Consider the following 19,518-nt stretch of genomic DNA (forward strand, 5'->3'; position numbering starts at 1 on the left):
GTCAGCACAAGCGGGCGGGGGGGCATGTTCCACCCATTCCAGCCGCATCTCGCCCGGCTTGCCCCGCCAGTGCAGGCCGATGCGCCCGCTTGTGCTGACTGCGCCGTATTTGGCTGAATTGACGCATAATTCCCCGATCACCAGCGCCACGGCATCGGCCGTGCGCCGGTCAAGGGGGAGGCCAGGGGGAATATCAAGCGTAAAACAGTCCTCCGCCGCGCCGCAGAAGGGATTGACCAGCACCTCGATCAGTTCCCGCAGGTCGGCTGCCGTCGTATCATCATCAAACAAGGACTGCGCGCGGGCCAGCGCCATGATGCGCTGCTCCATATCCGCCACGAATTCACCAAGCCGGGGGTCATTGCCGGCAAAGCGGCGCAGCAGGCTGCATACGATGGTGTAGCTGTTGCGCAGGCGGTGGCGCATCTCCCCGATCATGACCCGCAGGGCCTCGCGGTCGTTCTCGGCCTGGGTCACATCGCGTGATATGCTCAGAAAACCGATGGGCCTGCCGCCATCATCGCATACCTGCGTTATGCTGACCTCCCACCAGCGCGGGTCGTTCTTGGCCGTGGGGCAGGCCCCGCGAAAACGGGCGGTCTCGCCCGCGCGGGCGGATATGAAGGCGCTTTCTATCTCGGCCTGGAGTTCATCGGGCCATAGCCCGGCCCAGCGCGCGCCCGCAACCTGCGTAAAGGATTCAAGCTCCATGGCGCACAGGCCGTTTGCGTTCATCCAGATCAGGTTGCCATTGCAGTCAAGCAGTTTGACGCAATCCGTGCTCTGCTCAAGAACGCGAGCAAGATCCGTGGCCGTAAGCGAAGCGCGTGTTAACATTTCCGCACGCTACAGCAAAAAAAACGGCGGCGGAAGGTGCGCAGGCCGGGAAACGACTTCTGTCATGAGCCTGTTCGTGGAAGTGACTTCCTGCCCCGCGGGCTTTATAGAAGGGGCAACACGGGGGCCGGGCGTGGGTGTACGCACCATCAGGGCTTCGGGCCTCCATCCGGCCCGGCCGGATGCGGCCCCGGCACCCATATGGATACAGGCGGAACCATGCAATCGATTATAGAACACATCCGGCAGATCAACGCGGAACGCACATTGGTGATGAATCTGTGCGCCTGCCTGTGCGTTGTGGTCATGCTGGGGCTTGCCAACCTGGTCTGCCACTACGTGCTGCATACCGACATGTCTTTCCTCATGCCCTGGATGCTGGCGGCCACGGCGCTGTATTTCTTCATTCCCGCGCTGGTGCTGTGGATTGCAACGGGCAGCCCCTCGGGCAAGTAAAGATGGATGGCGGCGCTACGGTGCAGGCTCAGGGTGGGGCGTGAGGGTCCATACGCTTTCCCATGCCGGGCAGGCGCCTTTCAGGCCGCCGGGCACGGCGTGCCGTGCAATGCGCGTTGGCAGGAATGTCGCGGCGTAATACTGGCGTACCATCGTTTCATCCACCGCGAAGGGTGGGCCCGCCCGGCATGACGGGTCATATTCCAGGCAGATGAGCAATTGCGGCGCAGCATGGGTCAGCGCAATGAGGTGGCTGGCATAGGCCATCCGCATGGGGGCGGGTAGGGCAATCAGCGCCGCACGGTCATAGACGGCATCCACCGCCCCCAGCCGTGCCGGGGTGAGGGCAAGGATGTTGCCAGCAAAAACACAGAGTTTGCCCGCCTCGAAGCGATCAAGTGCGCCAAGGGGCGTGACATGCGGCTCCAGGCCGAGTGCCGCAAAAAGGCGTGTGACGGCAATGCGGCTGAGTTCGCAGCCCACCACCGCGTAGCCCTGGGCCAGAAGCCAGTGAATATCGAGGCTCATGCCGCACAGGGGCACGAAAACCCGCGCCCCGGCAGGCAGGTGCAGGGTGGGCAGGTAGCGGGTCAGCAGGGCATTGGGGCGGGGTTCATGAAAGCCGGTCTCGCCGCGTTCCCACTTCGCCTGCCAGAAAGCTTCATCCATCGTGTCTGCCTTTAATGCCTGCAACAATGCCGTGCGTGGTAGCGCGTTACGCTTGGCGTGAACAGGCAGGTTGCGCCCCGCGTCATGCCCTTTATTGCCATGCGCCAGCCTGTGTCATGCATTCCGCGAAAAAGCTGCGATGCGAGGCCTGGCTGATCCCGATGGTCGTGGCCGTATAGTCACTGCCGAGCGAGCGGCCTTCGCATCTGGCCTCGATGTTGCGGTAACGGCTGCTATCCGTGGGGATGGCAGCCTTATGTCCCGCCGTGTTGCCATAGACCGAATTGACATGGTTATGGGCGCGCAGCCGCGCGGGCAGGCCAATATGATAGCTGTGGCTGGACGCGGGCCGGGGCAGGGCCGTGATCATCGTGACGGACAGGGCCACGATGGTGATCCTTTTGAGCATGGGGCAATACCTCGAGTGGTTTTGCGGTGCTTGTAAGGGGTCAATGTCACGGCATTATGTGCGAATATCGCTTTTTTGTTTCAAATGGATTATATATTATTCATCCAGCAGTAATAAAAGCTGTTCCTACCAGCCCATATTACCCGGCCCGCTCCAGCCCCCGCCCAGGCTGCCCCACTCGCCCTGCGGGCCGCCATTGCCATGATCCGCTGCCGCGCGCGCATTGTCATCCAGGCGCGGATTGGGGGCGGCGCAGGCGGCCAGCGAGGCAAAACAGGCAAGGAGCAGCAAAAAGCGCGCGGCCAGACGCGTGGCGGCGTGCGACTTATCAGGCTGCAGGGGGGCGGGCGGGCGCAATTGCCCGATACTGGCAACCGGCTGCGAAAGCGATGTGCCATGCCCGCCAGATGCAGCCGGGGGGTGCGACCCCGACCCAGGTGGATGGCCGGGCAAGCCGGGGCCGCGAGCACCATGATACGTCGCGCCCGTGCAGTATTGTGTAAAGAAACCTGACCGAACGTAACACAAGGCTGGCCCTTTACATCCATGCCGGGTTTCAGAAGTCAATCGGGGCACATCCTGTCATCATGAAAACGATCCTGCCAAAGCGTTGCAAGGCTTAATCCATTCTGGCGGCAACAAGCGCAAATTGTGCGGGCGCATACACGACCACCCCGTGGCGGCGCAGGAGCGCTGCGGTGACCCCCATCCCGGCATGGCGCGTGCCGGTAAAGCTGCCATCATAGATAAAGCTGCTGCCACATGAAGGGCTGCCATCCATAAGCAGTGCCAGGGCGCAGTGATGCTTGCGGGCCATGGCCAGCGCGAGATGGGCGCCCGCCACGAACGCGGTCGATACATCCTGCCCGGTTGATTCCTGAACATGGGCCTGCCCGTCAAGCACGGCCATGCCATCGCGCCCGTGCGCAATTTCAGCCGGGGGGCGGGGCGTCATGAGGCCAGCCTGCGTTTCGGGGCAGCAGACCGTCACACGTCCTTCCGCCTGCCATCGCGCCAGGCGGTGATCCATGAGGGGGCGGCCCGAGCCATCATACCGCACGGGCAGGCCCGCCAGGCAGCCACTGATCAGCAGGTTTGGTTTCATGGCCCGCAGCCTGCCACAAATGGCTGGTAGGCAAAACCGTCAGAAGGCACGCAGGCAGGGAGGGGCGCAAAAAAAACAGGAACGGCAGGAGCCAGGGCCCCCGCCGCACAGTCTTTCTTCATCACGGATGTGTCGACCAGCACATGTAGGCAAGTCTAGTGTTGTCATAACACGATGTCGCATGAAAAAAATGCAGCCCTACCATCTGCTAGAGCATTGTTGGAAAAGCGCATCCTCTTCCTGCACACTTATGCGTTTCGATAACGAAACATATACTTTTGCCATTGCAGCCTGTAAGACGAAGGGAAGCCCTCAGGGCAGGGCCGCCTTGCAAGGCGCCTTGCCTGCATGTGGCCATAAGTGCGGGTGGCGAAGTCAAAGGCAGGGACATCATAGGATGGATGGCAACACGATCTGTGGCACTGGCCTGCCCATGACCACCCGGCTCAAGGGAATATCAGGTAGGAAATGCTGGTAAATCAAGGCGCGAGAGTGCACACGCATATCACGGAGCAGGAATTCCTGGCTGGAAGGAACAATGACGCGTGACCCAATGGAATGTGATTTATCAGATTTCCATAGTACTCCGTAATGGCATCCTGCTGTGTTTTCTGACATGGGCGGTGATGCGGCTGGCCATGTGGGCGATCGAATTCCTGTTCGGCTCGGGCGGCGAGGAGTAAGGGCGTGCGCCCGCGGCTTGACCGGGGCAGGGGCAACCCGGATGATGGCGCACATATTGCCAGCAGGGATTGACCGGGCATGCAGTGGAACACGCTTCTCAGGACCGAACGCCTCAACGACCCCGACTACACGCAGGAAAAGCACCGCCCCGCCTATATGCAGGATATGGACCGGATCCTGTTCTCGCCGCCCTTCCGCAGGCTGGCGAACAAGACCCAGGTTCACCCGCTTTATGATAATGACCATGTGCATCATCGCCTGATTCACAGCCTTGAGGCCGCAACCGTGGGGCACTCGCTGGGTACCGAAGTGGGGTCATGGCTGGCCGATGACCTCAAGGAACTGACGGCCGATCAGGTCAAGGTCGTGGCGGGCCTCGTGCAGACGGCGTGCATGGCGCATGATATCGGCAACCCGCCTTTTGGCCATTCCGGTGAAGAGGCCATCGGCTCATGGTTCAAGGAAAAATTCGCGGCAGACCGCGATATCATGAGCGAGATCCCGCCCGCGCAGCGCGTCGAATTCAATGCCTTTGAGGGCAATGCACAGGGTTTTCGCATCCTCACCCGCACCGAGATGTACAGGAACAGGGGTGGCATGCGGCTTGCCCTCGGCTCGCTTGGGGCGTTTACCAAATATCCGGTTTCAGCGCCTGTCCGGCTGGAGGCAGGGGCCGAGGGCGTAATGGATGGCACGCCCTATATCGGCCTCAAGAAATACGGTTTTTTCGAGAATGACGTGCCCACCTTCGCGCATGTCGCAGCCGAGTTGGGCCTGCGGCGCACGGATGTGCATGACGGCAGCGGGCAGGTCATCGGCTCATGGTGGCGGCGGCACCCGCTGGCCTTCCTGATGGAGGCGGCGGACGATATCTGCTACAATATCATGGACCTTGAGGATGCCTTTCTCTCGGAAGATATCAGCTTCGAGGTGGCAATCGGCCTGCTTGGTGCGCTCACCACCCGCTCGGGCAAGGAATACCCTGAACGCAGCCGTGCCGATATCGTGTCCATCTATCGCGCCAAGGCCATCAGCGGCGCGATTGCCGCCTGCGTGGACGCCTTTCGCGAGAATTACGCGGCCATCATGGATGGCACGTTCCCGCGCTCACTGGTCGAGGCCTCGCGGCTCGGGGTGGAATTCCAGGCCATAAGGCAGGTGGCGCGGACCGAGATCTTCAACGCGGCGCGCAAGACGGAACTCGAGGTTTACGGGCGCAATGTCGTCTATCGCATTCTTGATGGCCTGCTGCCACTCTTCAATGAACTGCGGGCCGTGGAATGGGATTGCACCCGGCTGAGCGCCTATCATGCGCAACTGGTGCGCGCCCTGCGGCTGCCGGTCGCCCATGTCACCAACGCCTATGACGCGCTGCATGCGCTGACCGATTTCGTATCAGGCATGACGGATCGCTATGCCGTGAAAGTGGCGGACATGATCGGGCGGCGCTAGCACGCGGGTTTCCATGTGGGGCGCGTGACCTGAGGGGAACCAATTGCGCTCCGGTGCTGTTTGTACGGGCAGGGAAGAGGGGCTGACGGGTTGATCCGGTTGCTGCGTTTTCCCGTTCTTTTCGGGAATACGGAGCGTGCCCGCATGAGTTTTCCCTTTGAGGCCCTTGCCGCCTGCCGCGCCGAACTCGAGGCGGAAGCCAGCGCGAATGACGCGCAGGCGGTTTTCCCCACGCATGGTCTGGCGCGCCTGCGGGCGCTTGGTGTCCTTTCGGCTGCATTGCCACTGGCATCGGGCGGCTGCTGGCCTGATGCAACATCCGAGGCGGCTGTCGGCCTGCTCCACCTGTTGCGCCTGGTGGGGCAGGGCAGCCTGGCGCTTGGCCGCGTGGTGGAGGGGCATGTCAATGCCCTGCGCCTTGTCAGCCGTTACGGCTCCCCGGCCCTGTGCGCCGCTGTTGCAGCCGATGTGCACGCGGGCGCGCTGCTTGGCGTGTGGGTGACCGATGGCGCGCATCCCCTGCATCTGGAACAGACCGCGCAGGGCCTGATCCTGCATGGGCAGAAGGCCTTTGCCTCAGGCGCGGGCCATGTGGCACAGGCACTGGTTACGGCCCGCACGCAGGCGGATACGACAGTCATGCTGCGCGTGGCCATAGGGCAGGGCTGCGCCGTCCATCCTTCCATCGGCGGGTTGAGCGGCATGCGGGGAGCTGGCACCGGGCAGTGCGATTTCGACGGCCTTAACGTGACCGCGGAGAACCTGATCGGGCAGGCAGGTGACTATGTGCGCCAGCCGGAATTTTCCGCCGGGGCATGGCGGGCGATGGCCGTGGCCCTTGGCGGGATCGAACGGCTCGCCACCGTGCTGCGCGCGCAGCTTGCCGCGCGCGGGCGGGCACAGGCCCCGGCCCAGCTCGCACGCATTGGCCAGGCGCTGATTGCCACCCAGACCGCAATGGACTGGACACGCAGGGCCGCGCTGGTCGCCACCATGCAGGACCGCTACGCGGCGGGTGACATCACCGCCACCGTCAATCTGGCGCGCATTGCGGTGGAGCGGGCGGGGCTGGAGGTGATCGAGTTGGTCCAGCGCGGGCTGGGGCTTTCGGCCTTCATCAAGACGAATGTGGCGGAACGGCTGACCCGCGATCTGGCCACCTATCTGCGCCAGCCTGCCCCGGATGAAACATTATGCGAGGCAGCTGCATGGTTCACGCAGCGCGACATGCCATGCACGGAGGAGGCCTTTCCATGAAGGCCGCCAGCATGCATGCGGCGTGGCGCAACCTGCCGCTGGCCCCGCTGGCCGCCATCACACCCGGCGCGGCGCTGATCCTGGCCCCGCATGCCGATGATGAAAGCCTGGGCTGTGGTGGCCTGATTGCCGCGTGTTGCCAGGCCGGGCAGCCGCCCATTGTCGTTATCGTGACCGATGGTGCGGCCTCGCACCCCCATTCGCGCCAGTGGCCGGCAGCACGGCTGCGGCAACAGCGGCGGCGCGAGGCCCTGCGCGCGCTGGCCTGCCTGGGGCTGGGGGCGGAGCGCGTGGTGTTCCTCAACCAGCCGGATGCGGCCACCGCGCATGAGGGACCGGTGTTTGACCGCCTCGTGCAGGATCTGGCCCGTCTGGCTGCACGGCATGGCTGCACCACGGTTTTCGCGCCGTCGCGGCTTGATCCGCATTGCGATCATGAAGCCGTATGGAAAATGGGTCTTGCCCTGCACCACCGTCATGCCCTGATGCTGCTGGCCTATCCGGTCTGGGGGTGGCTTGTGTCGGCGGAAACCGAGCTTGACCTTGGCCCACCCGTAGGGCTGCGGCTGGACATTACACCCTACCGCGCGCTCAAGGCCCGTGCCGTCAGCGCGTATGAAAGCCAGTATGGCGACCTGATTACCGATGACCCTACCGGCTTCAGCCTGCCTGCCAGCCTGCTGGCGGCGCTGATAACGGATTTTGAGGTTTTTCTCGCGCCATGAGCGGGGCAAGCTGGCCGCGCGCCGTGTTCGAGCGCATTCATGCAACCAGTTCCGACCCATGGGGGGTAGGAAGCCGCCCCTATGAGCGTAATAAATACCGCCACACTCTTGCGCTGCTGGCAGGCCAGCGGTTTCATCATGCGCTGGAACTCGGGTGTTCCATCGGTGTCATGACCGCCCGTCTGGCGCGGCAATGCGACCACCTGCTGGCCGTGGATGTAGCTGAAGCCGCCCTTGTGCAGGCACGCCGCCGCTGCGCGGGACTGGAGGGGGTGACGTTTTATCGTGGGCAGTTACCTGATGGCTTTCCTGATCTGCCAGCAGCATCGTGTGACCTGATCATTATTTCCGAACTGCTGTATTTTCTCTCACGCGCCGATATTGCGCGGCTCGCCACTCATTGCCTGCGCGTGCGGCAGGCAGAAGCCCCGATCGTGCTGGTCAACTGGACCGGGCCTACCGATACACCCTGCAATGGCAACGAGGCCGCCCGTCATTTCGTGGCTGCGTGCCTTGCCGCCGGGCTGAAGGTGACACAGGCCCAACATCATGCACATTACCGGCTGGACATGCTGGGGGCATGTTGCAAGACAGAATAAGCAGTAAAACCACCTTCAAGGCATGCATCATCCATCAAGCACAGGCAGGACCGGGTCCTGCGCATGCAACAGGCGCAGCACGATCCGGGCTGCCTGCCTGTGTTCGGCCACAAGGCCCGCGCGCCTGACAGGGCGGCGGCGCAGAAGGGGGCTTGCGGCCTCAAGCCTGTCCCACGCCAGGCCAAAAAATGGTTCAGCGCAGGTCTTGATCAGGGTGGCGGAGGGCACCATCAATTGACGCGCCAGTTTTTCGGCCCGTGCCCGCCAGGGGCCATGCCGCACGGGCTGGCCCCATAACTGGCGCAGGGCCGCGCGGGCCTGGGCACGGTGCAGGCAGGTCATGGCGGGCTCCAGGCTTGCATCCAGCATTTCATCCTGCCGGATCAGGCGCCGGGCCATGGTATCGGCCATGCCGCCGCGCGCGCGCCCTGCAATCCGGCCTGATACGCTTACCCACACATCGGGTGCGTGGCGGATGGCGGCATCCACGCGGCGCAGGGCGGCCAGAAATCCGCGGTCCTCGCCCAGTGGCACGGCAGGAATGCCGCCAGCCCTGTGGTACAGGCCCACCCGCACCGCAATGCTGGCCCCCGAATGCTCGACATGCCGTGGCCATGGGTCATGCGGATCAGGGTCAGCAAGGTCATGGATGCGGTCGAGCATGGTGGCATAGGCGGTCTCCGCCCTGTCATCATCATGCAGGCAGGCGGGCAGGCGCGCGGCCTCCACCGGGTCGATCAACGCGCGGCCACACACGGCATCGGCCCCTCTGGCAAAAGCGGCGAGGGTCCGGGCCAGCCAGTCCGGCGCCACCACGGCATCGGCGTCGGTCGTGAACACGATGCCTTCCGGCCCGGCGCGTTCAGCCGCGTGGGTCATGGCGGCGCGGCGTGCAGTGCCGGCATGGGCCGTTGCGGGTGGATAGGTGCGCTCGACCACGTGAAGGGCAAAAGGCAGCCTGCTGCCCAGCGCCGTTACGTTGGCAAATGTCGCATCGGTGCAGTTGTTGAGCAGCAGTACCACATGGCTCAGGCGGGCGGCGTGCTGGCGGGCGAGGGCGAGCAGGCAGGGGCCAATGCGCTCGGCCTCGTTCCGCACGGGAATGGCCGCGACAAGGGGGTGATCGGGCTGCATGGGTCACCTGTGGGCCGGGAGAATATTAAACGCCCGACGCGCCGCCCCGGTTCCATCAGCGCGGCTCATGCCGCTGCCAGATGGAGGCCGCCGAGAGCGCAGGCCTTAAAACCGTCGCATCATGGCGCACGATGGTAAAATCCGTCCTGCGTGGCTGGCTGTGGTCCGGGCAGCTCAGGTGCACGGAACAAGGGGCGCAGGCTGTCAGGCCCAAACGCGGGCGAGCACACGCTTCATTTGCCGTTCAGGCAACATGCCTGCCCAGGACTGGTATCGTGATAGCCCTGTATCGCTCTACAAAAAACGATCATGCATAAATACCGGCAAGAACCATTATTGAAGGGCTTGTTGATAAGGCTATAGGCCACCCGTTGGCCTGCCGATCAGACATGCGTGACCACGTTGCATAGAACTATTTTTAAAAAGGCGCGTTTTACATTGAAACCATAACAACAAAAAGGTTTTTTCATCGTGAATGGCGATACTTTAAAGCATGATGACCTGTCCTATCGCGACAGCCTGCAACAAGGACGCCGGAACGCCTTTCTTTTCGCCGGGGCCGCCGGGCTTGCCGGGCTTATGTTTGGCCTCGATACTGGTGTCATTGCCGGTGCGCTCAAGTTCATGGGCGTTGACCTCGGCGCCAATGAGCGCGCGCAGGAATGGATTGTCTCCTCGCTCATGCTGGGTGCGGCAGGCGGCTCGCTTCTGGCCATCCCGGTTTCGCATTACCGGGGGCGGCGGGGGGCGATGTTCTATGCGGGGCTGCTGTTCCTGCTTGGCACCACCCTGTGTTCGCTTGCCCCGTCCATCCCCGTCATGATTGCAGGCCGTGTCTGTCTTGGCATCGGGGTTGGTTTCGCGTCTTTTTCAGCACCGCTCTACATTGCCGAAATTACCGAAAAGAGCCAGCGCGGCACGATGATTTCGCTCTACCAGCTTGTCATTACCGCAGGCATGCTGCTGGCTCTTCTGTCAGACAGCCTGCTTTCCTATGGCGGGCACTGGCGGTGGATGCTGGGTATTCTTGCGGTGCCAACGGTGTTCTTCATCCTGGCCACGATGCGGGTGCCGTATTCCCCACGCTGGCTGGCCATGCATGGACGCAGGCGTGAAGCCCGGGGCGTATTGCAAAAAGTGCGCGGATCCCGCGAACGCGCCAATAACGAACTCGACCGGATCGAGCAGAACCTTCGCAAAACCGAGGGCAACGGCTTCGAACTCCTCAAAACCTCCGTCGGTTTTCGCAAGACACTGGCCCTGGGCATGGCGCTTCAGATGTTCCAGCAGCTCGCAGGCATCAATATCCTGCTGTATTACGCCCCGCACCTGCTTGAACATCTTGGTTTTTCGGCCCAGGCGGCAGTGTGGTGCACAACATTGCTTGGCCTGGCCAACATGGTGGCGACCGGCGTGGCCATTGTGCTGATCGACCGCTGGGGGCGCAGGCCGCTGCTGCTGGTCAGCACGCTCATGGCCTCCTTGAGCCTGTGCGCGTTCGGGTTTGTGCTGTTTGCGCATGTGGGGGGCACCCTGGGCAGCATTGCCATCATCGGGCTGCTGGTTCTGTTCACGCTGGGCTATGCCCTGGGTGAAGGACCGGTCCCGTGGACCATGTGCACCGAGATCCAGCCCCTGCAGGGGCGCGGGCTGGCCATAGCGTGCTCCACCTTCGCCAACTGGATGACCAACTGGCTGATCAGCAATGTGTTCCTGTCCGTCATGAGCCTTATTGGAGATTACGGCATCTTCTGGCTTCTGGCCGCCTTCAATGCGGTTTTCTTCCTGATCGGGTACTTCCTTGTGCCTGAAACGCGGGGCTGCTCGCTTGAAGATATCGAGCAGCGGGTCAAGGCAGGATACCCCTTGCGTGAAATCGGGCAGCCGGGACGCAGGTAAACTATTAAAACCGATAAAAGTTTTTGGGCGCTGTCTTTTGAAGCTTTTTGAAAAAAGCTTCCCCAAAAACTTCTGTCTTTCCAATTCCAGTCCAAAAAAAGCCAGCCACACCGGGAAAGCGTTCCGGTGTGGCTGGCAAAAGGAGGGGCCTGATTGTTGCGTGTCAGTGCAGGTCGGGGTCAGCCGTGTGTGCAGGCTGCCAGCCCGCACGCGCGTTCAGCGCCCGATGACGGATGGCCGAGGGCAGCATCTCGCGCAGGATGTTCATCGCGGCCTGTGGGGAAAGTCCTGTCTGGGTGGAGAAACGCTCGAGTTCCGTCGGGCGGAACAGGGCGCGGATCGTGCTTTCATCGGCATGCGGGGCCTTGTCGTGCTCCTGCCATGTACGGATCAGCGGCAGCATGCCTGCTTCCTCCGCGCGGTGTTCGAGCATGCTGGGTTCGTCTGGCGCGGGCAGGGGGCCAAGAATGTCGTTGAGAACCGACAGCGCGCCGGAACGGTCACCTTGCGCGCCTGTCAGGAAATCACCGATGCGGGTGGTCATGTCGGTTACGTTACGCGAAATCGTCATGTGAACCTCCGAAAAAACGGTAGCGGGGCACAGACTGGCCAAGCCATGGCGCACCCCGGTCACGGGACGGTATTATTTGCCCTGCACGGTGTCCCGGCATGCAGGCGACAGACGGGTGACCTTGCGATGCATGCAGGCTTCAACCTGTCTTGTATCCGGTATGTCCAGCGGGCACAGCCGCAGGGCATCGGCCTTGCAGGCCGCGACCTGCTGCGGTGTTGCCGGGTCATCGGCATATGCATCTGCTGCTGCCCCGATCCCCAACCCTAATGCGATGGGGAGGGCGGGGAGAACGGTGAACCGCATCCTGTATCCTCCTTGTTTTTTTTCAATAGGGTGGCAAGGGGCAAACGCGCCCGGCTCCAGGGGGTTCAGGCCGCCTGGAAGGCGTAAGAAACACGTTGCCGTGACAATTGCGCGGCCCCTGCCACGGCTTTACATGCCCGGTGCGCTGGCGGCACCCGGGCTCTGGTCCTGTGCCGCCTGCTGGGGTGAGCCGGTGGGGCCGCCCGCGCCTTCGCCCACGGCATTGCCTGAGGGGGCTGCGGGATCGTTCCGGGGAGGCGCATCCGCTTTTTTTTCCGCCGAGCAGGAAATGCACGCGTCCTCCCCGATCCGGCCGCTACAGGCCATGAGGGGCAGGACAAGCCCCATGCCCACCGCAAGGGCGCATGACCGGGCCATGACCTTCAGGGGCATGAAGCGGGATGGTGTGGTGGTCGCGGCTACGGGCACGGGCTCCTCCTTGTTGCTTCAGGAGGCTGTTTCAGAAAACACCATGCCGGGTAAAGGACGGGTCAGGCCTGCCACAGGCCATGGCCGACCGGCAGGGGACCTTGTGAAACAGCCTGCCTTGTTCCCAACGGCTAACCTGCGCCACAGTTGCATGCGCCGTGCCAGCAGCGGCTAAGGAGTGCCGCGATGGCGTGGCACGATGCGCGCGCCTGCCACGCTTGCGTCCGGCGGCAGGGTGCACAGCCCGGTGTGGCCATCAGGTGTTACGCGCCATGTTCCGCCACGCTGTTTGCAGTCCTGGGCCGGGGGCAGGTTGCGCGCCATCAGCGCATCGCCACAGCCCGCAAGCCCGAGCAGGCCCAGCAGGGCGAGCCGGGCAGGACAGCGTGATTTCACTGCGGCCGGGCGGAATGATGGCTGCGGAACAGCGCCCATTCCTCCATCACGGTGCCATCAGGCAGGTGGCACCAGCCTGTTGTGCCCTGCGGGGACGTGCGTGCTTCAAGCCTGCCGCCCAGATGCAGGCAGTAGGCGGAAGCCGGGTTGGGCATGCCGATCCGCGCGGCCTGCGCCGGACCATGGTGGCCAGTACAGGCACCCAGCGCAACGATTGCGCCAAGGGCTGCAAGCCGTGTCAGGATATTGCGGCCGGGGATGGGGAATGGGTTCATCATGTCATTTCTCGTGCCACAGGCAGCAAAAGGGTGTGGGGGGCTTGATAACAGGCTGGCGGCCATCGACAAGACCGGGCAGGCGGATCAAGGCGCGTGACGGATGGGCGGCAGGGAGGCCTGCACCGCGCCAAGTGCCGCGCCATGGCCGAGCGCGCGCAGCATGATGGCCAGGTTGGCATGGTCCATGACCGCGCTGTTGGTCAGGCGCGGCAGGCCATGGGCATCATACCACATGAGCCAGAACCGCGCCCCTTCCGGCGCGCGCACATATTCCAGCCACAGCGTATCGCCCGTGTCGGCCTGTGTTGCCAGGGGCGCGGGCAGCACGCTGCCGCGCGCCTGCCCCCTGCCGTGCGGGTGGCCGTGGCGGGTATCGGTACGATAGCGGGCATTGGCGCAGGTAAAGGGCTCAGTCATGATACCAACCCCTACGCCACCCCACGCAAAATGTGAATGACCCCGATGGACACGGCCCGCATCGGCGCGTATGGGAGGCCGCATGTCTTTCATAAAGCCCCCCCATGGCGTGCGGCTTGGCATAGATTTCGGCACGACCAATACCGTTGTGGTGGTGCTGGACGCCAAGGGCCAGCCGCAGCCCGCGCGCTTCCATTTTCCCCATCACCCGCCCACCGAGACATGCCGCACGCTGCTATGCCTGTGGCATGACGAGATGCAGCCCCGTGGCCGGGCATTGCAGGAAGCCATAGGCGCTGCCGCGGTGGATGCCTACCTTGAAGACCCGGCGGAAAGCCGCCTCATCATGTCCATGAAGTCGTATCTGGCGCAGTCATCCTTTCGCCAGACACGGCTTCTGGGCCAGGTCATGACGCTGGAATCACTGGTTGCGCGTTTCCTGTCATGCCTGATGCGCACGCTCGATATCGACCCCGCCCGGGTCAGCGCAACCGTAGGGCGGCCGGTGCATTTTGCAGGTATCCGCGCCGATGACGCCTTTGGCGAGGACCGCCTGCGGGCAGGCTTTGCGCAGGCGGGCTTCCATCATGTTGACGTGGCGCTTGAGCCTGAGGCTGCTGGCTGGCATTTTGCCCAGCGCCTGACAGGGCCCGCCACCGTTCTGGTCGGTGATTTTGGCGGCGGCACGAGCGATTTTTCCATCCTGCGGTTTGACCCCGCCAGCGGGCAGGGCGCAACCCCGCTGGGCTATGCGGGTGTTGGCATTGCAGGCGACCAGCTTGACTACCGCATCATAGATAACGTGATCGCGCCCGAACTGGGCCGCAACACAACCTACCGCGTAATGGGCGGCCAGCCGCTGCCGGTGCCCGCCGAATGGTATGCAGCCCTTGGCCGGTGGCACCGTCTGGCCCTGATGCGCACGCCCCAGACACTGCGCGACATGGCCGATGTGGCCCGAACGGCCGCCGAGCCGGAAAAGATACAGGCGCTGATCGACATCATCGAGGCCCAGCAGGGCCAGGCGCTGTATCGCGCGGTAGGCCAGGCCAAGCGGGACCTGTCCAGCGCGCAGAGCGCCACGCTGGATTACGAATATGGCGACGTGCGCATTCACCGCACCATAACCCGTGCGGAATTCGAGGGCTGGATCGCGCCTGACCTCGCGCGGTTTGATGAGGCGGTGCAAGCCGCACTGGAACGCGCCAGCCTGCCCGCAAGCGCCATTGACCGCGTGTTCCTGACCGGCGGCACGTCCTTCGTGCCCGCCGTGCGCACGCTGTTCACCCGCCGCTTTGGCGCAGACAGGGTAGACATGGGCGGTGAGTTCGTATCCGTGGCGGAAGGGCTGGCGCTAATGAACGGGTGATGACACCCTGATACCAGTGACATCGCAGGGGGCAGCGTGAAGCACATCAAGGTCATGGCGGATTATGCATGCTACCCGCTATGGCATGCTGGCCCCCGCGCGGGGGACGGCGATTTTGATCCCGCTACCCTGCCGATTTCCGATGACCTGAAGAAGGCTCTCGATGCATGGCAGCGTGCATTCGATGCCATCCTGGACTGGGACGACCCCGGTGGCCCCGATACCGGGTTCGAAACGCCAGACGCCCGTGATGCCTTTGACCAGCAGGGGATTGAACTGGCCGCGCGGCTGCAACGCGAACTGGGCACGCAATATCAGGTGAGCATAGAGACCTGCGGGGCGGGTTATGTCAGGACCCCTTCAAGGGGTTCGGCTCGTGGGCCCTGGCATTCCCTTGATTCCACCAATTCCTGATGACCGGATGGCAAAAGGCGGATCCTGCCTCGATTTTACGCGCAGGCCGACTGTATTCTCCTACAGGATTGATCCTGTCGCGTATGTCGGGCCGAAAGAGGCGGCTCGAAGGCCATGCGTGCCGATTGCCTGTTCCCTGCAGGCCGAAGGGGTGCTTAACCTGCGGGCATGAAATCGATCATGCCCGGTACGCTGCCTGCTGCCCCCACCCGTATCAACCGCCGCCTGCGTTGCGCCAGCGTGCTGGTCGCGGCCCTGCTTGCAGGGTGTGCCGGGCCGGTAAGCGTGCGGCAGGTCTCGCTGGTGCACAGCTACCGTGCCGCCACGCGCACGACGCTGGCGGGGCGCGAGGCCAGCGATAGCACGCTGATCGTGCTGCGCCGCCACGGGCTGCTGCCGCTGTGGCGCAGCAGGCCTGACAGCGCCATTGCCACCCTGCGCACCCAGGCGGCGGGGCGCGATGATGAAGCCGATGTGCTGTTTGCACTGGCCGAGCTGAGTTACAGGCAGGGCCTGCGCCACCACCGTGCACAGGATTTTCTGGCAGCCAGCCTCTATGCCTATGCCTATCTGCAGCCGGGGCAGGCGGATGGTCCCAGCCCGTATGACTTACGTTTCCGGCAGGCCTGTGACCTGTACAATCTTGGCCTCGCGGCAGCCTTTCCGGCCCCGGTCAATATTGTCAGCCAGAGCCGCGCCCTGCCGTTTGGCACGCTGGAGCTGAGCGCTGATCCCGCCCAGTTGCGCTGGCATGGGCGCGTGCTGGACAATATCCGCCCTACCGCGACCCTTGGAGTGGGCGGCATCAATAACGTCTATCACACCCCCGGCCTTGGCGAGGCCCTGACCGTGCTGGCCCGCGCCACGCCGGCAGCGCCCGCCCGTCCGGCCAGCAGCGGCCAGACGCTGCAGCACGCAGGCGATCATGCGCCATCCGCCGTGGCCGACATTGCGGCACCAGCGCAGGATGACGCGACGCGCAACCGCGCCACGCCACAAGATCAGGCGCCCCCTGAAGGTACGCCCGATGGCAGCTTCGTCATAGCGGAAAAGCTGCGCCTGCCTGCAAGTTTGGTGCTAGAAATGGATAACCCGCGCACGCAGGTGCTGGGCGAGCACCCCAGCGGGCGGCTGGTGCTGCGCATAATGGATGAAAGCCCCGACACCCCCATTGCCCATGCCCGCGTGCCCGCCGCCTATGACCAGACCACCGCGCGCGCCCTGAGCCTGGTGGATACCGCGCTGGGCACCAAGGAATACCGGGGGTTCTTTGATGGCACGACCTATGACGGCACCCGCCCGCGCCTGATCGCCATGAACCCGCACCACCATGGCAGCATGCCCGTGGTGTTCATACATGGCACCGCCTCCAGCCCTTACCGCTGGGCCAGCATGGTCAATGACCTGCTGGAAGACAGGCGCATCCGCGATCATTTCGATTTCTGGTTCTTCTCCTATGCCACGGCCAATCCCATCCCGTATTCGGCGTGGCAGCTGCGCCATGCCATTAGCGAGGCCGTGGCCAGTCTGGGCGGCGTGCAGGCCGACCCCGCGCTGGGGCACATCACGCTGATTGGCCACAGCCAGGGCGGGCTTCTGGCGCGCATGCTGGTCATCAACCCCGGTGACAGGCTGTGGGATGGCACGGCGGGCCGGCCTCTTTCCAGCTTTCACCTCAATGCCGACACCATGGCGCTGATCAGGCAGACCATGTTTCCCACCCCCATGCCCGAGATCGACCGGGTGGTGTTCATCTCCACCCCGCAGCATGGCAGCTACCTTGCGGGCAAGTCGATCGCCCAGTTCGTGGGCGGCATGGCCAGCCTGCCGCTGCGGGTGACCGAAACCGCGCGTGAGATCGTGACCGGAGCAGGTGACAGCACGCATGTCGACAACCGCATTCCCCGCCTTGGCAGCGTCTATGCCATGTCGCCGCACAGCGCGTTCATGCGCACGCTACCCACCATTCCCATCATGCCCGATGTGCATGTACACTCCATCATTCCCGTATGCGGGGCAGGGCGGGACCTGGCCCATGCCGATGATGGCGTGGTCTCCTATGCCAGCGCGCATATCCCGGATGTGGAATCAGAACTGGTCGTGCGCCATTCGGAGCATTCCACCCAGTCCAACCCCTTCACCATAGCCGAAGTGCAGCGCATCCTGCTTGAACAGCTTGCACAGTATTCACCCGGCCCGCAGGCGCAGGCCACGCACACTGCCACGCGGCCATGAGCAGGCCCGTGCTGCACCGATGGCGTATGATCGGCCTGCGGTCCGTTCTGGGCGTGGTGACAGTGATGGGCACGGGGGCGCTGTATTATTCCACCCTCATGCCCGATGCGTTGCGGCTGGGCCTGAGCGCGGCATTCGCCGCCGTGATGGTGGGGGCAGGGTGGCTGCGCCCGGCCCGGCGCGGGCATGCGGCGCGGGGCGTTGCGGTCGTGGCACTCACGGGCTGGTACGTGACCGACCCGCCGCGCAATGACCGGGTCTGGGCGGAGGAATACGCCATACCGGCCGATGCATGGCGTGAGGGCAATATGGTGCATGTGCGTAACGTGCGCAATTTCCGCTACCGTTCGGTCACCGATTACCTGCCTGCATGGTATGACGCGACATATGACCTAGGCAAACTCGATCGGGTCGATCTGGTTACATCCTATTGGGCGGGTGAAAACATTGCCCATGTCTTCCTGAGCTTTGGCTTTAGCGACGGGCAGCATCTTGCCATGTCCATCGAAACCCGCAGACAGGCGCGTTTTCCCTATTCCACCATTGCGGGTTTTTTCCATCATTATGAACTGTTCTATGTCACGGCCGATGAGCGCGACCTGATTGGCGTGCGCACGGATGTGCGCCGGGAGCGGGTCTATCTGTACCGGCTTGATCTCTCGCCCGCCGTGCGCGAACGGCTGTTCCTGAGCTATGTGCATGCGATCCATGACATCATTCGCCACCCGCTATGGTACAACACGCTGGGTGACAACTGCACCACCGGCATCCTGGCCCGCGCGGGCGCCCAACTGCGCTACCGTTTTGACTGGCGCATCATACTGAGCGGCCACACCGCCAGCATGGCCTATGACATGAACCTGCTTGGCCCCTATGACCCGAAGCGCTACCCCGATTTTGCCGCCCTGCACGGAGCAAGCCGCATACAACGCCCGGCTGGTGCCGTTATCGGGCCGGATTATTCCACCGCCATCCGTGCCACGCTGCCGCCGCCCGAGGGGCCCTAGATCATATCAGCCTCGATACAATTGTCTCGACTGTGGCAAAAATGTGGCACGGCTGATTGCAACATTTCATAATGATTTGAAACCTTTTTTATTATTACTGAATGTTTCTCCATAAAATGTAAAATATATACCGTTTTTAACGTCTGCCCTGCCATTTTTCCTGAAAATTCCACAGCAGCATGTCTTTTTGGTCTGGATTTTTACCAGTAGGGCCTTTATTTCAAAAAATAGAAAATATCGATGCAATATAAAAAGATATAATCTTTTTTGTTAAGTTAATGGAAAACTATTAATGAAAAAATCTGCTATTGCGGGCTGCCTTACCGCTGTTCTTCTCGTTTCTGGCTGCGCTTCCGCCGGTAATACTTCCATCAAGAACGAGACGGGCGCCACCATCGACCAGAAGATTCATGATAACGTGACCACCAAGCAGCAGGTGCGGGACATGTTTGGTGACCCGATGGACACCCACTTTACGGATAGCGGGCATGAAGAGTGGAAGTACTCTTTCGTCACCAGCAAGGCAAACGGCACGAATTTCATTCCCTATTACGGCGCATTCTCCAACGGGTCGCATGGCCAGGAAAAAAGCCTGACCATCATCTTCAACGGGAATGTCGTCTGGCATCACACCATGTCGTCTTCCAACATCAAGGCACATTCGGGCATATAAAATATCTGTAATGGAAGTGAGATTACGACTTCCTTACACGTAGAATATGACGACCTGACTGATGGCACGGCTTTCTTCTGAGGGCCGTGCCACAGGCATTGATGTGGTAGCTGGCAGGATCTGGCCAGCAGGGCTGAAGCTGCATGCCCTACCGCATGCGGGCGCGTGCTCTTGCCGCAGGCTGATGATGCGCCCAT

The 19,518-nt window shown here is 62.8% G+C and carries 24 protein-coding genes; 12 read left to right on the forward strand and 12 right to left on the reverse strand.

What is annotated here, in order from left to right; translation table 11 throughout:
- A partial coding sequence (locus DV027_RS11325) for a sensor histidine kinase (RefSeq protein ID WP_165399177.1) occupies positions 1 to 837 on the reverse strand: 837 nt, incomplete at its 3' end.
- A 219-nt stretch (positions 838 to 1,056) separates the two neighbouring features.
- On the opposite strand from DV027_RS11325, the gene DV027_RS11330 reads away from it, so the two are divergent.
- Complete coding sequence (locus DV027_RS11330; protein ID WP_130731908.1) at positions 1,057 to 1,293, forward strand: hypothetical protein; 237 nt, start codon at positions 1,057 to 1,059, stop codon at positions 1,291 to 1,293.
- Between the two features lie 15 nt (positions 1,294 to 1,308).
- On the opposite strand, the gene tmpT is transcribed toward DV027_RS11330, so the two are convergent.
- From tmpT to DV027_RS11350, 4 genes are all read right to left on the reverse strand, one after another.
- A complete protein-coding gene (tmpT, locus tag DV027_RS11335; RefSeq protein ID WP_130731909.1) occupies positions 1,309 to 1,962 on the reverse strand; it encodes a thiopurine S-methyltransferase in 654 nt (217 codons plus the stop codon).
- Between the two features lie 91 nt (positions 1,963 to 2,053).
- Entirely contained in the window at positions 2,054 to 2,371 is a 318-nt protein-coding gene (locus tag DV027_RS11340; RefSeq protein ID WP_130731910.1) for a hypothetical protein, read from the reverse strand.
- A gap of 126 nt (positions 2,372 to 2,497) precedes the next feature.
- A complete protein-coding gene (locus DV027_RS17900) occupies positions 2,498 to 2,824 on the reverse strand; it encodes a hypothetical protein (RefSeq protein WP_242621862.1) in 327 nt (108 codons plus the stop codon).
- Between the two features lie 166 nt (positions 2,825 to 2,990).
- Positions 2,991 to 3,476 (reverse strand): 2-thiouracil desulfurase family protein, encoded by a 486-nt coding sequence (locus tag DV027_RS11350; protein WP_130731911.1) that lies wholly within the window; start codon positions 3,474 to 3,476, stop codon positions 2,991 to 2,993.
- Positions 3,477 to 4,021: 545 nt separating this feature from the next.
- On the opposite strand from DV027_RS11350, the gene DV027_RS17585 reads away from it, so the two are divergent.
- The 5 genes from DV027_RS17585 to DV027_RS11370 all read left to right on the forward strand — a co-directional run bounded on the left by DV027_RS17585 (position 4,022) and on the right by DV027_RS11370 (position 8,193).
- Positions 4,022 to 4,159 carry a hypothetical protein gene (locus DV027_RS17585; RefSeq protein ID WP_165399178.1) on the forward strand — a complete coding sequence of 46 codons (138 nt, stop codon included), beginning with the start codon at positions 4,022 to 4,024 and terminating at the stop codon, positions 4,157 to 4,159.
- Positions 4,160 to 4,238: 79 nt separating this feature from the next.
- Complete coding sequence (dgt, locus tag DV027_RS11355; RefSeq protein ID WP_130731916.1) at positions 4,239 to 5,612, forward strand: dGTP triphosphohydrolase; 1,374 nt, start codon at positions 4,239 to 4,241, stop codon at positions 5,610 to 5,612.
- A gap of 144 nt (positions 5,613 to 5,756) precedes the next feature.
- Complete coding sequence (locus DV027_RS11360) at positions 5,757 to 6,869, forward strand: acyl-CoA dehydrogenase family protein (RefSeq protein WP_130731918.1); 1,113 nt, start codon at positions 5,757 to 5,759, stop codon at positions 6,867 to 6,869.
- Positions 6,866 to 7,594 (forward strand): PIG-L deacetylase family protein, encoded by a 729-nt coding sequence (locus DV027_RS11365; protein WP_130731920.1) that lies wholly within the window; start codon positions 6,866 to 6,868, stop codon positions 7,592 to 7,594. The genes DV027_RS11360 and DV027_RS11365 overlap by 4 nt, the downstream gene beginning before the upstream one ends.
- Positions 7,591 to 8,193, forward strand: coding sequence for a class I SAM-dependent DNA methyltransferase (locus tag DV027_RS11370; RefSeq protein WP_130731922.1), 603 nt, complete (start codon positions 7,591 to 7,593; stop codon positions 8,191 to 8,193). Before DV027_RS11365 ends, DV027_RS11370 begins: the two co-directional genes overlap by 4 nt.
- 27 nt (positions 8,194 to 8,220) lie before the next feature.
- Here DV027_RS11370 and DV027_RS11375 read toward each other — a convergent pair whose 3' ends face one another.
- Positions 8,221 to 9,327 (reverse strand): glycosyltransferase family 2 protein, encoded by a 1,107-nt coding sequence (locus DV027_RS11375; protein ID WP_130731924.1) that lies wholly within the window; start codon positions 9,325 to 9,327, stop codon positions 8,221 to 8,223.
- 471 nt (positions 9,328 to 9,798) lie between these two features.
- Here DV027_RS11375 and DV027_RS11380 point away from each other — a divergent pair, with 471 nt between their 5' ends.
- On the forward strand, positions 9,799 to 11,226 hold the full coding sequence (locus DV027_RS11380) for a sugar porter family MFS transporter (RefSeq protein WP_207303480.1): 1,428 nt from the start codon (positions 9,799 to 9,801) through the stop codon (positions 11,224 to 11,226).
- Positions 11,227 to 11,389: 163 nt separating this feature from the next.
- Here DV027_RS11380 and DV027_RS11385 read toward each other — a convergent pair whose 3' ends face one another.
- From DV027_RS11385 to DV027_RS11410, 6 genes are all read right to left on the reverse strand, one after another.
- On the reverse strand, positions 11,390 to 11,797 hold the full coding sequence (locus DV027_RS11385) for a hypothetical protein (RefSeq protein ID WP_130731926.1): 408 nt from the start codon (positions 11,795 to 11,797) through the stop codon (positions 11,390 to 11,392).
- Positions 11,798 to 11,869: 72 nt separating this feature from the next.
- On the reverse strand, positions 11,870 to 12,103 hold the full coding sequence (locus DV027_RS11390; protein WP_242621863.1) for a hypothetical protein: 234 nt from the start codon (positions 12,101 to 12,103) through the stop codon (positions 11,870 to 11,872).
- A 129-nt stretch (positions 12,104 to 12,232) separates the two neighbouring features.
- Positions 12,233 to 12,532: a hypothetical protein gene (locus DV027_RS11395; RefSeq protein ID WP_130731928.1), complete on the reverse strand. Its 300-nt coding sequence runs from the start codon at positions 12,530 to 12,532 to the stop codon at positions 12,233 to 12,235.
- 171 nt (positions 12,533 to 12,703) lie between these two features.
- Positions 12,704 to 12,928, reverse strand: a complete 225-nt coding sequence (locus DV027_RS11400; RefSeq protein WP_130731930.1) for a hypothetical protein — start codon at positions 12,926 to 12,928, stop codon at positions 12,704 to 12,706.
- Positions 12,925 to 13,206: a putative hemolysin gene (locus DV027_RS11405; RefSeq protein WP_242621864.1), complete on the reverse strand. Its 282-nt coding sequence runs from the start codon at positions 13,204 to 13,206 to the stop codon at positions 12,925 to 12,927. Before DV027_RS11405 ends, DV027_RS11400 begins: the two co-directional genes overlap by 4 nt.
- 84 nt (positions 13,207 to 13,290) lie before the next feature.
- A complete protein-coding gene (locus tag DV027_RS11410; RefSeq protein ID WP_130731932.1) occupies positions 13,291 to 13,623 on the reverse strand; it encodes a hypothetical protein in 333 nt (110 codons plus the stop codon).
- Between the two features lie 82 nt (positions 13,624 to 13,705).
- On the opposite strand from DV027_RS11410, the gene DV027_RS11415 reads away from it, so the two are divergent.
- From DV027_RS11415 to DV027_RS11435, 5 genes are all read left to right on the forward strand, one after another.
- On the forward strand, positions 13,706 to 14,992 hold the full coding sequence (locus DV027_RS11415) for an Hsp70 family protein (protein WP_130731934.1): 1,287 nt from the start codon (positions 13,706 to 13,708) through the stop codon (positions 14,990 to 14,992).
- Positions 14,993 to 15,028: 36 nt separating this feature from the next.
- Positions 15,029 to 15,406, forward strand: coding sequence for a hypothetical protein (locus tag DV027_RS11420; RefSeq protein WP_130731936.1), 378 nt, complete (start codon positions 15,029 to 15,031; stop codon positions 15,404 to 15,406).
- A gap of 180 nt (positions 15,407 to 15,586) precedes the next feature.
- On the forward strand, positions 15,587 to 17,641 hold the full coding sequence (locus DV027_RS11425) for an esterase/lipase family protein (RefSeq protein ID WP_242621865.1): 2,055 nt from the start codon (positions 15,587 to 15,589) through the stop codon (positions 17,639 to 17,641).
- 26 nt (positions 17,642 to 17,667) lie between these two features.
- Positions 17,668 to 18,648 (forward strand): Lnb N-terminal periplasmic domain-containing protein, encoded by a 981-nt coding sequence (locus DV027_RS11430; protein ID WP_130732024.1) that lies wholly within the window; start codon positions 17,668 to 17,670, stop codon positions 18,646 to 18,648.
- Positions 18,649 to 18,940: 292 nt separating this feature from the next.
- Positions 18,941 to 19,321 (forward strand): hypothetical protein, encoded by a 381-nt coding sequence (locus DV027_RS11435; protein WP_130731938.1) that lies wholly within the window; start codon positions 18,941 to 18,943, stop codon positions 19,319 to 19,321.
- Positions 19,322 to 19,518: the final 197 nt, after the last annotated feature.

This window comes from Komagataeibacter xylinus (assembly GCF_004302915.1).
Lineage (GTDB): Bacteria > Pseudomonadota > Alphaproteobacteria > Acetobacterales > Acetobacteraceae > Komagataeibacter > Komagataeibacter xylinus_C.

Bases quoted from the DNA above. Each gene is read 5' to 3' on its own strand.
- DV027_RS11330 (WP_130731908.1), top strand. From the start codon at position 1,057: ATGCAATCGATTATAGAACACATCCGGCAGATCAACGCGGAACGCACA.
- tmpT (WP_130731909.1), bottom strand. From the start codon at position 1,962: ATGGATGAAGCTTTCTGGCAGGCGAAGTGGGAACGCGGCGAGACCGGC.
- DV027_RS11340 (WP_130731910.1), bottom strand. From the start codon at position 2,371: ATGCTCAAAAGGATCACCATCGTGGCCCTGTCCGTCACGATGATCACG.
- DV027_RS11350 (WP_130731911.1), bottom strand. From the start codon at position 3,476: ATGAAACCAAACCTGCTGATCAGTGGCTGCCTGGCGGGCCTGCCCGTG.
- dgt (WP_130731916.1), top strand. From the start codon at position 4,239: ATGCAGTGGAACACGCTTCTCAGGACCGAACGCCTCAACGACCCCGAC.
- DV027_RS11360 (WP_130731918.1), top strand. From the start codon at position 5,757: ATGAGTTTTCCCTTTGAGGCCCTTGCCGCCTGCCGCGCCGAACTCGAG.
- DV027_RS11365 (WP_130731920.1), top strand. From the start codon at position 6,866: ATGAAGGCCGCCAGCATGCATGCGGCGTGGCGCAACCTGCCGCTGGCC.
- DV027_RS11370 (WP_130731922.1), top strand. From the start codon at position 7,591: ATGAGCGGGGCAAGCTGGCCGCGCGCCGTGTTCGAGCGCATTCATGCA.
- DV027_RS11375 (WP_130731924.1), bottom strand. From the start codon at position 9,327: ATGCAGCCCGATCACCCCCTTGTCGCGGCCATTCCCGTGCGGAACGAG.
- DV027_RS11385 (WP_130731926.1), bottom strand. From the start codon at position 11,797: ATGACGATTTCGCGTAACGTAACCGACATGACCACCCGCATCGGTGAT.
- DV027_RS11390 (WP_242621863.1), bottom strand. From the start codon at position 12,103: ATGCGGTTCACCGTTCTCCCCGCCCTCCCCATCGCATTAGGGTTGGGG.
- DV027_RS11405 (WP_242621864.1), bottom strand. From the start codon at position 13,206: ATGATGAACCCATTCCCCATCCCCGGCCGCAATATCCTGACACGGCTT.
- DV027_RS11410 (WP_130731932.1), bottom strand. From the start codon at position 13,623: ATGACTGAGCCCTTTACCTGCGCCAATGCCCGCTATCGTACCGATACC.
- DV027_RS11415 (WP_130731934.1), top strand. From the start codon at position 13,706: ATGTCTTTCATAAAGCCCCCCCATGGCGTGCGGCTTGGCATAGATTTC.
- DV027_RS11425 (WP_242621865.1), top strand. From the start codon at position 15,587: ATGCCCGGTACGCTGCCTGCTGCCCCCACCCGTATCAACCGCCGCCTG.
- DV027_RS11430 (WP_130732024.1), top strand. From the start codon at position 17,668: ATGATCGGCCTGCGGTCCGTTCTGGGCGTGGTGACAGTGATGGGCACG.
- DV027_RS11435 (WP_130731938.1), top strand. From the start codon at position 18,941: ATGAAAAAATCTGCTATTGCGGGCTGCCTTACCGCTGTTCTTCTCGTT.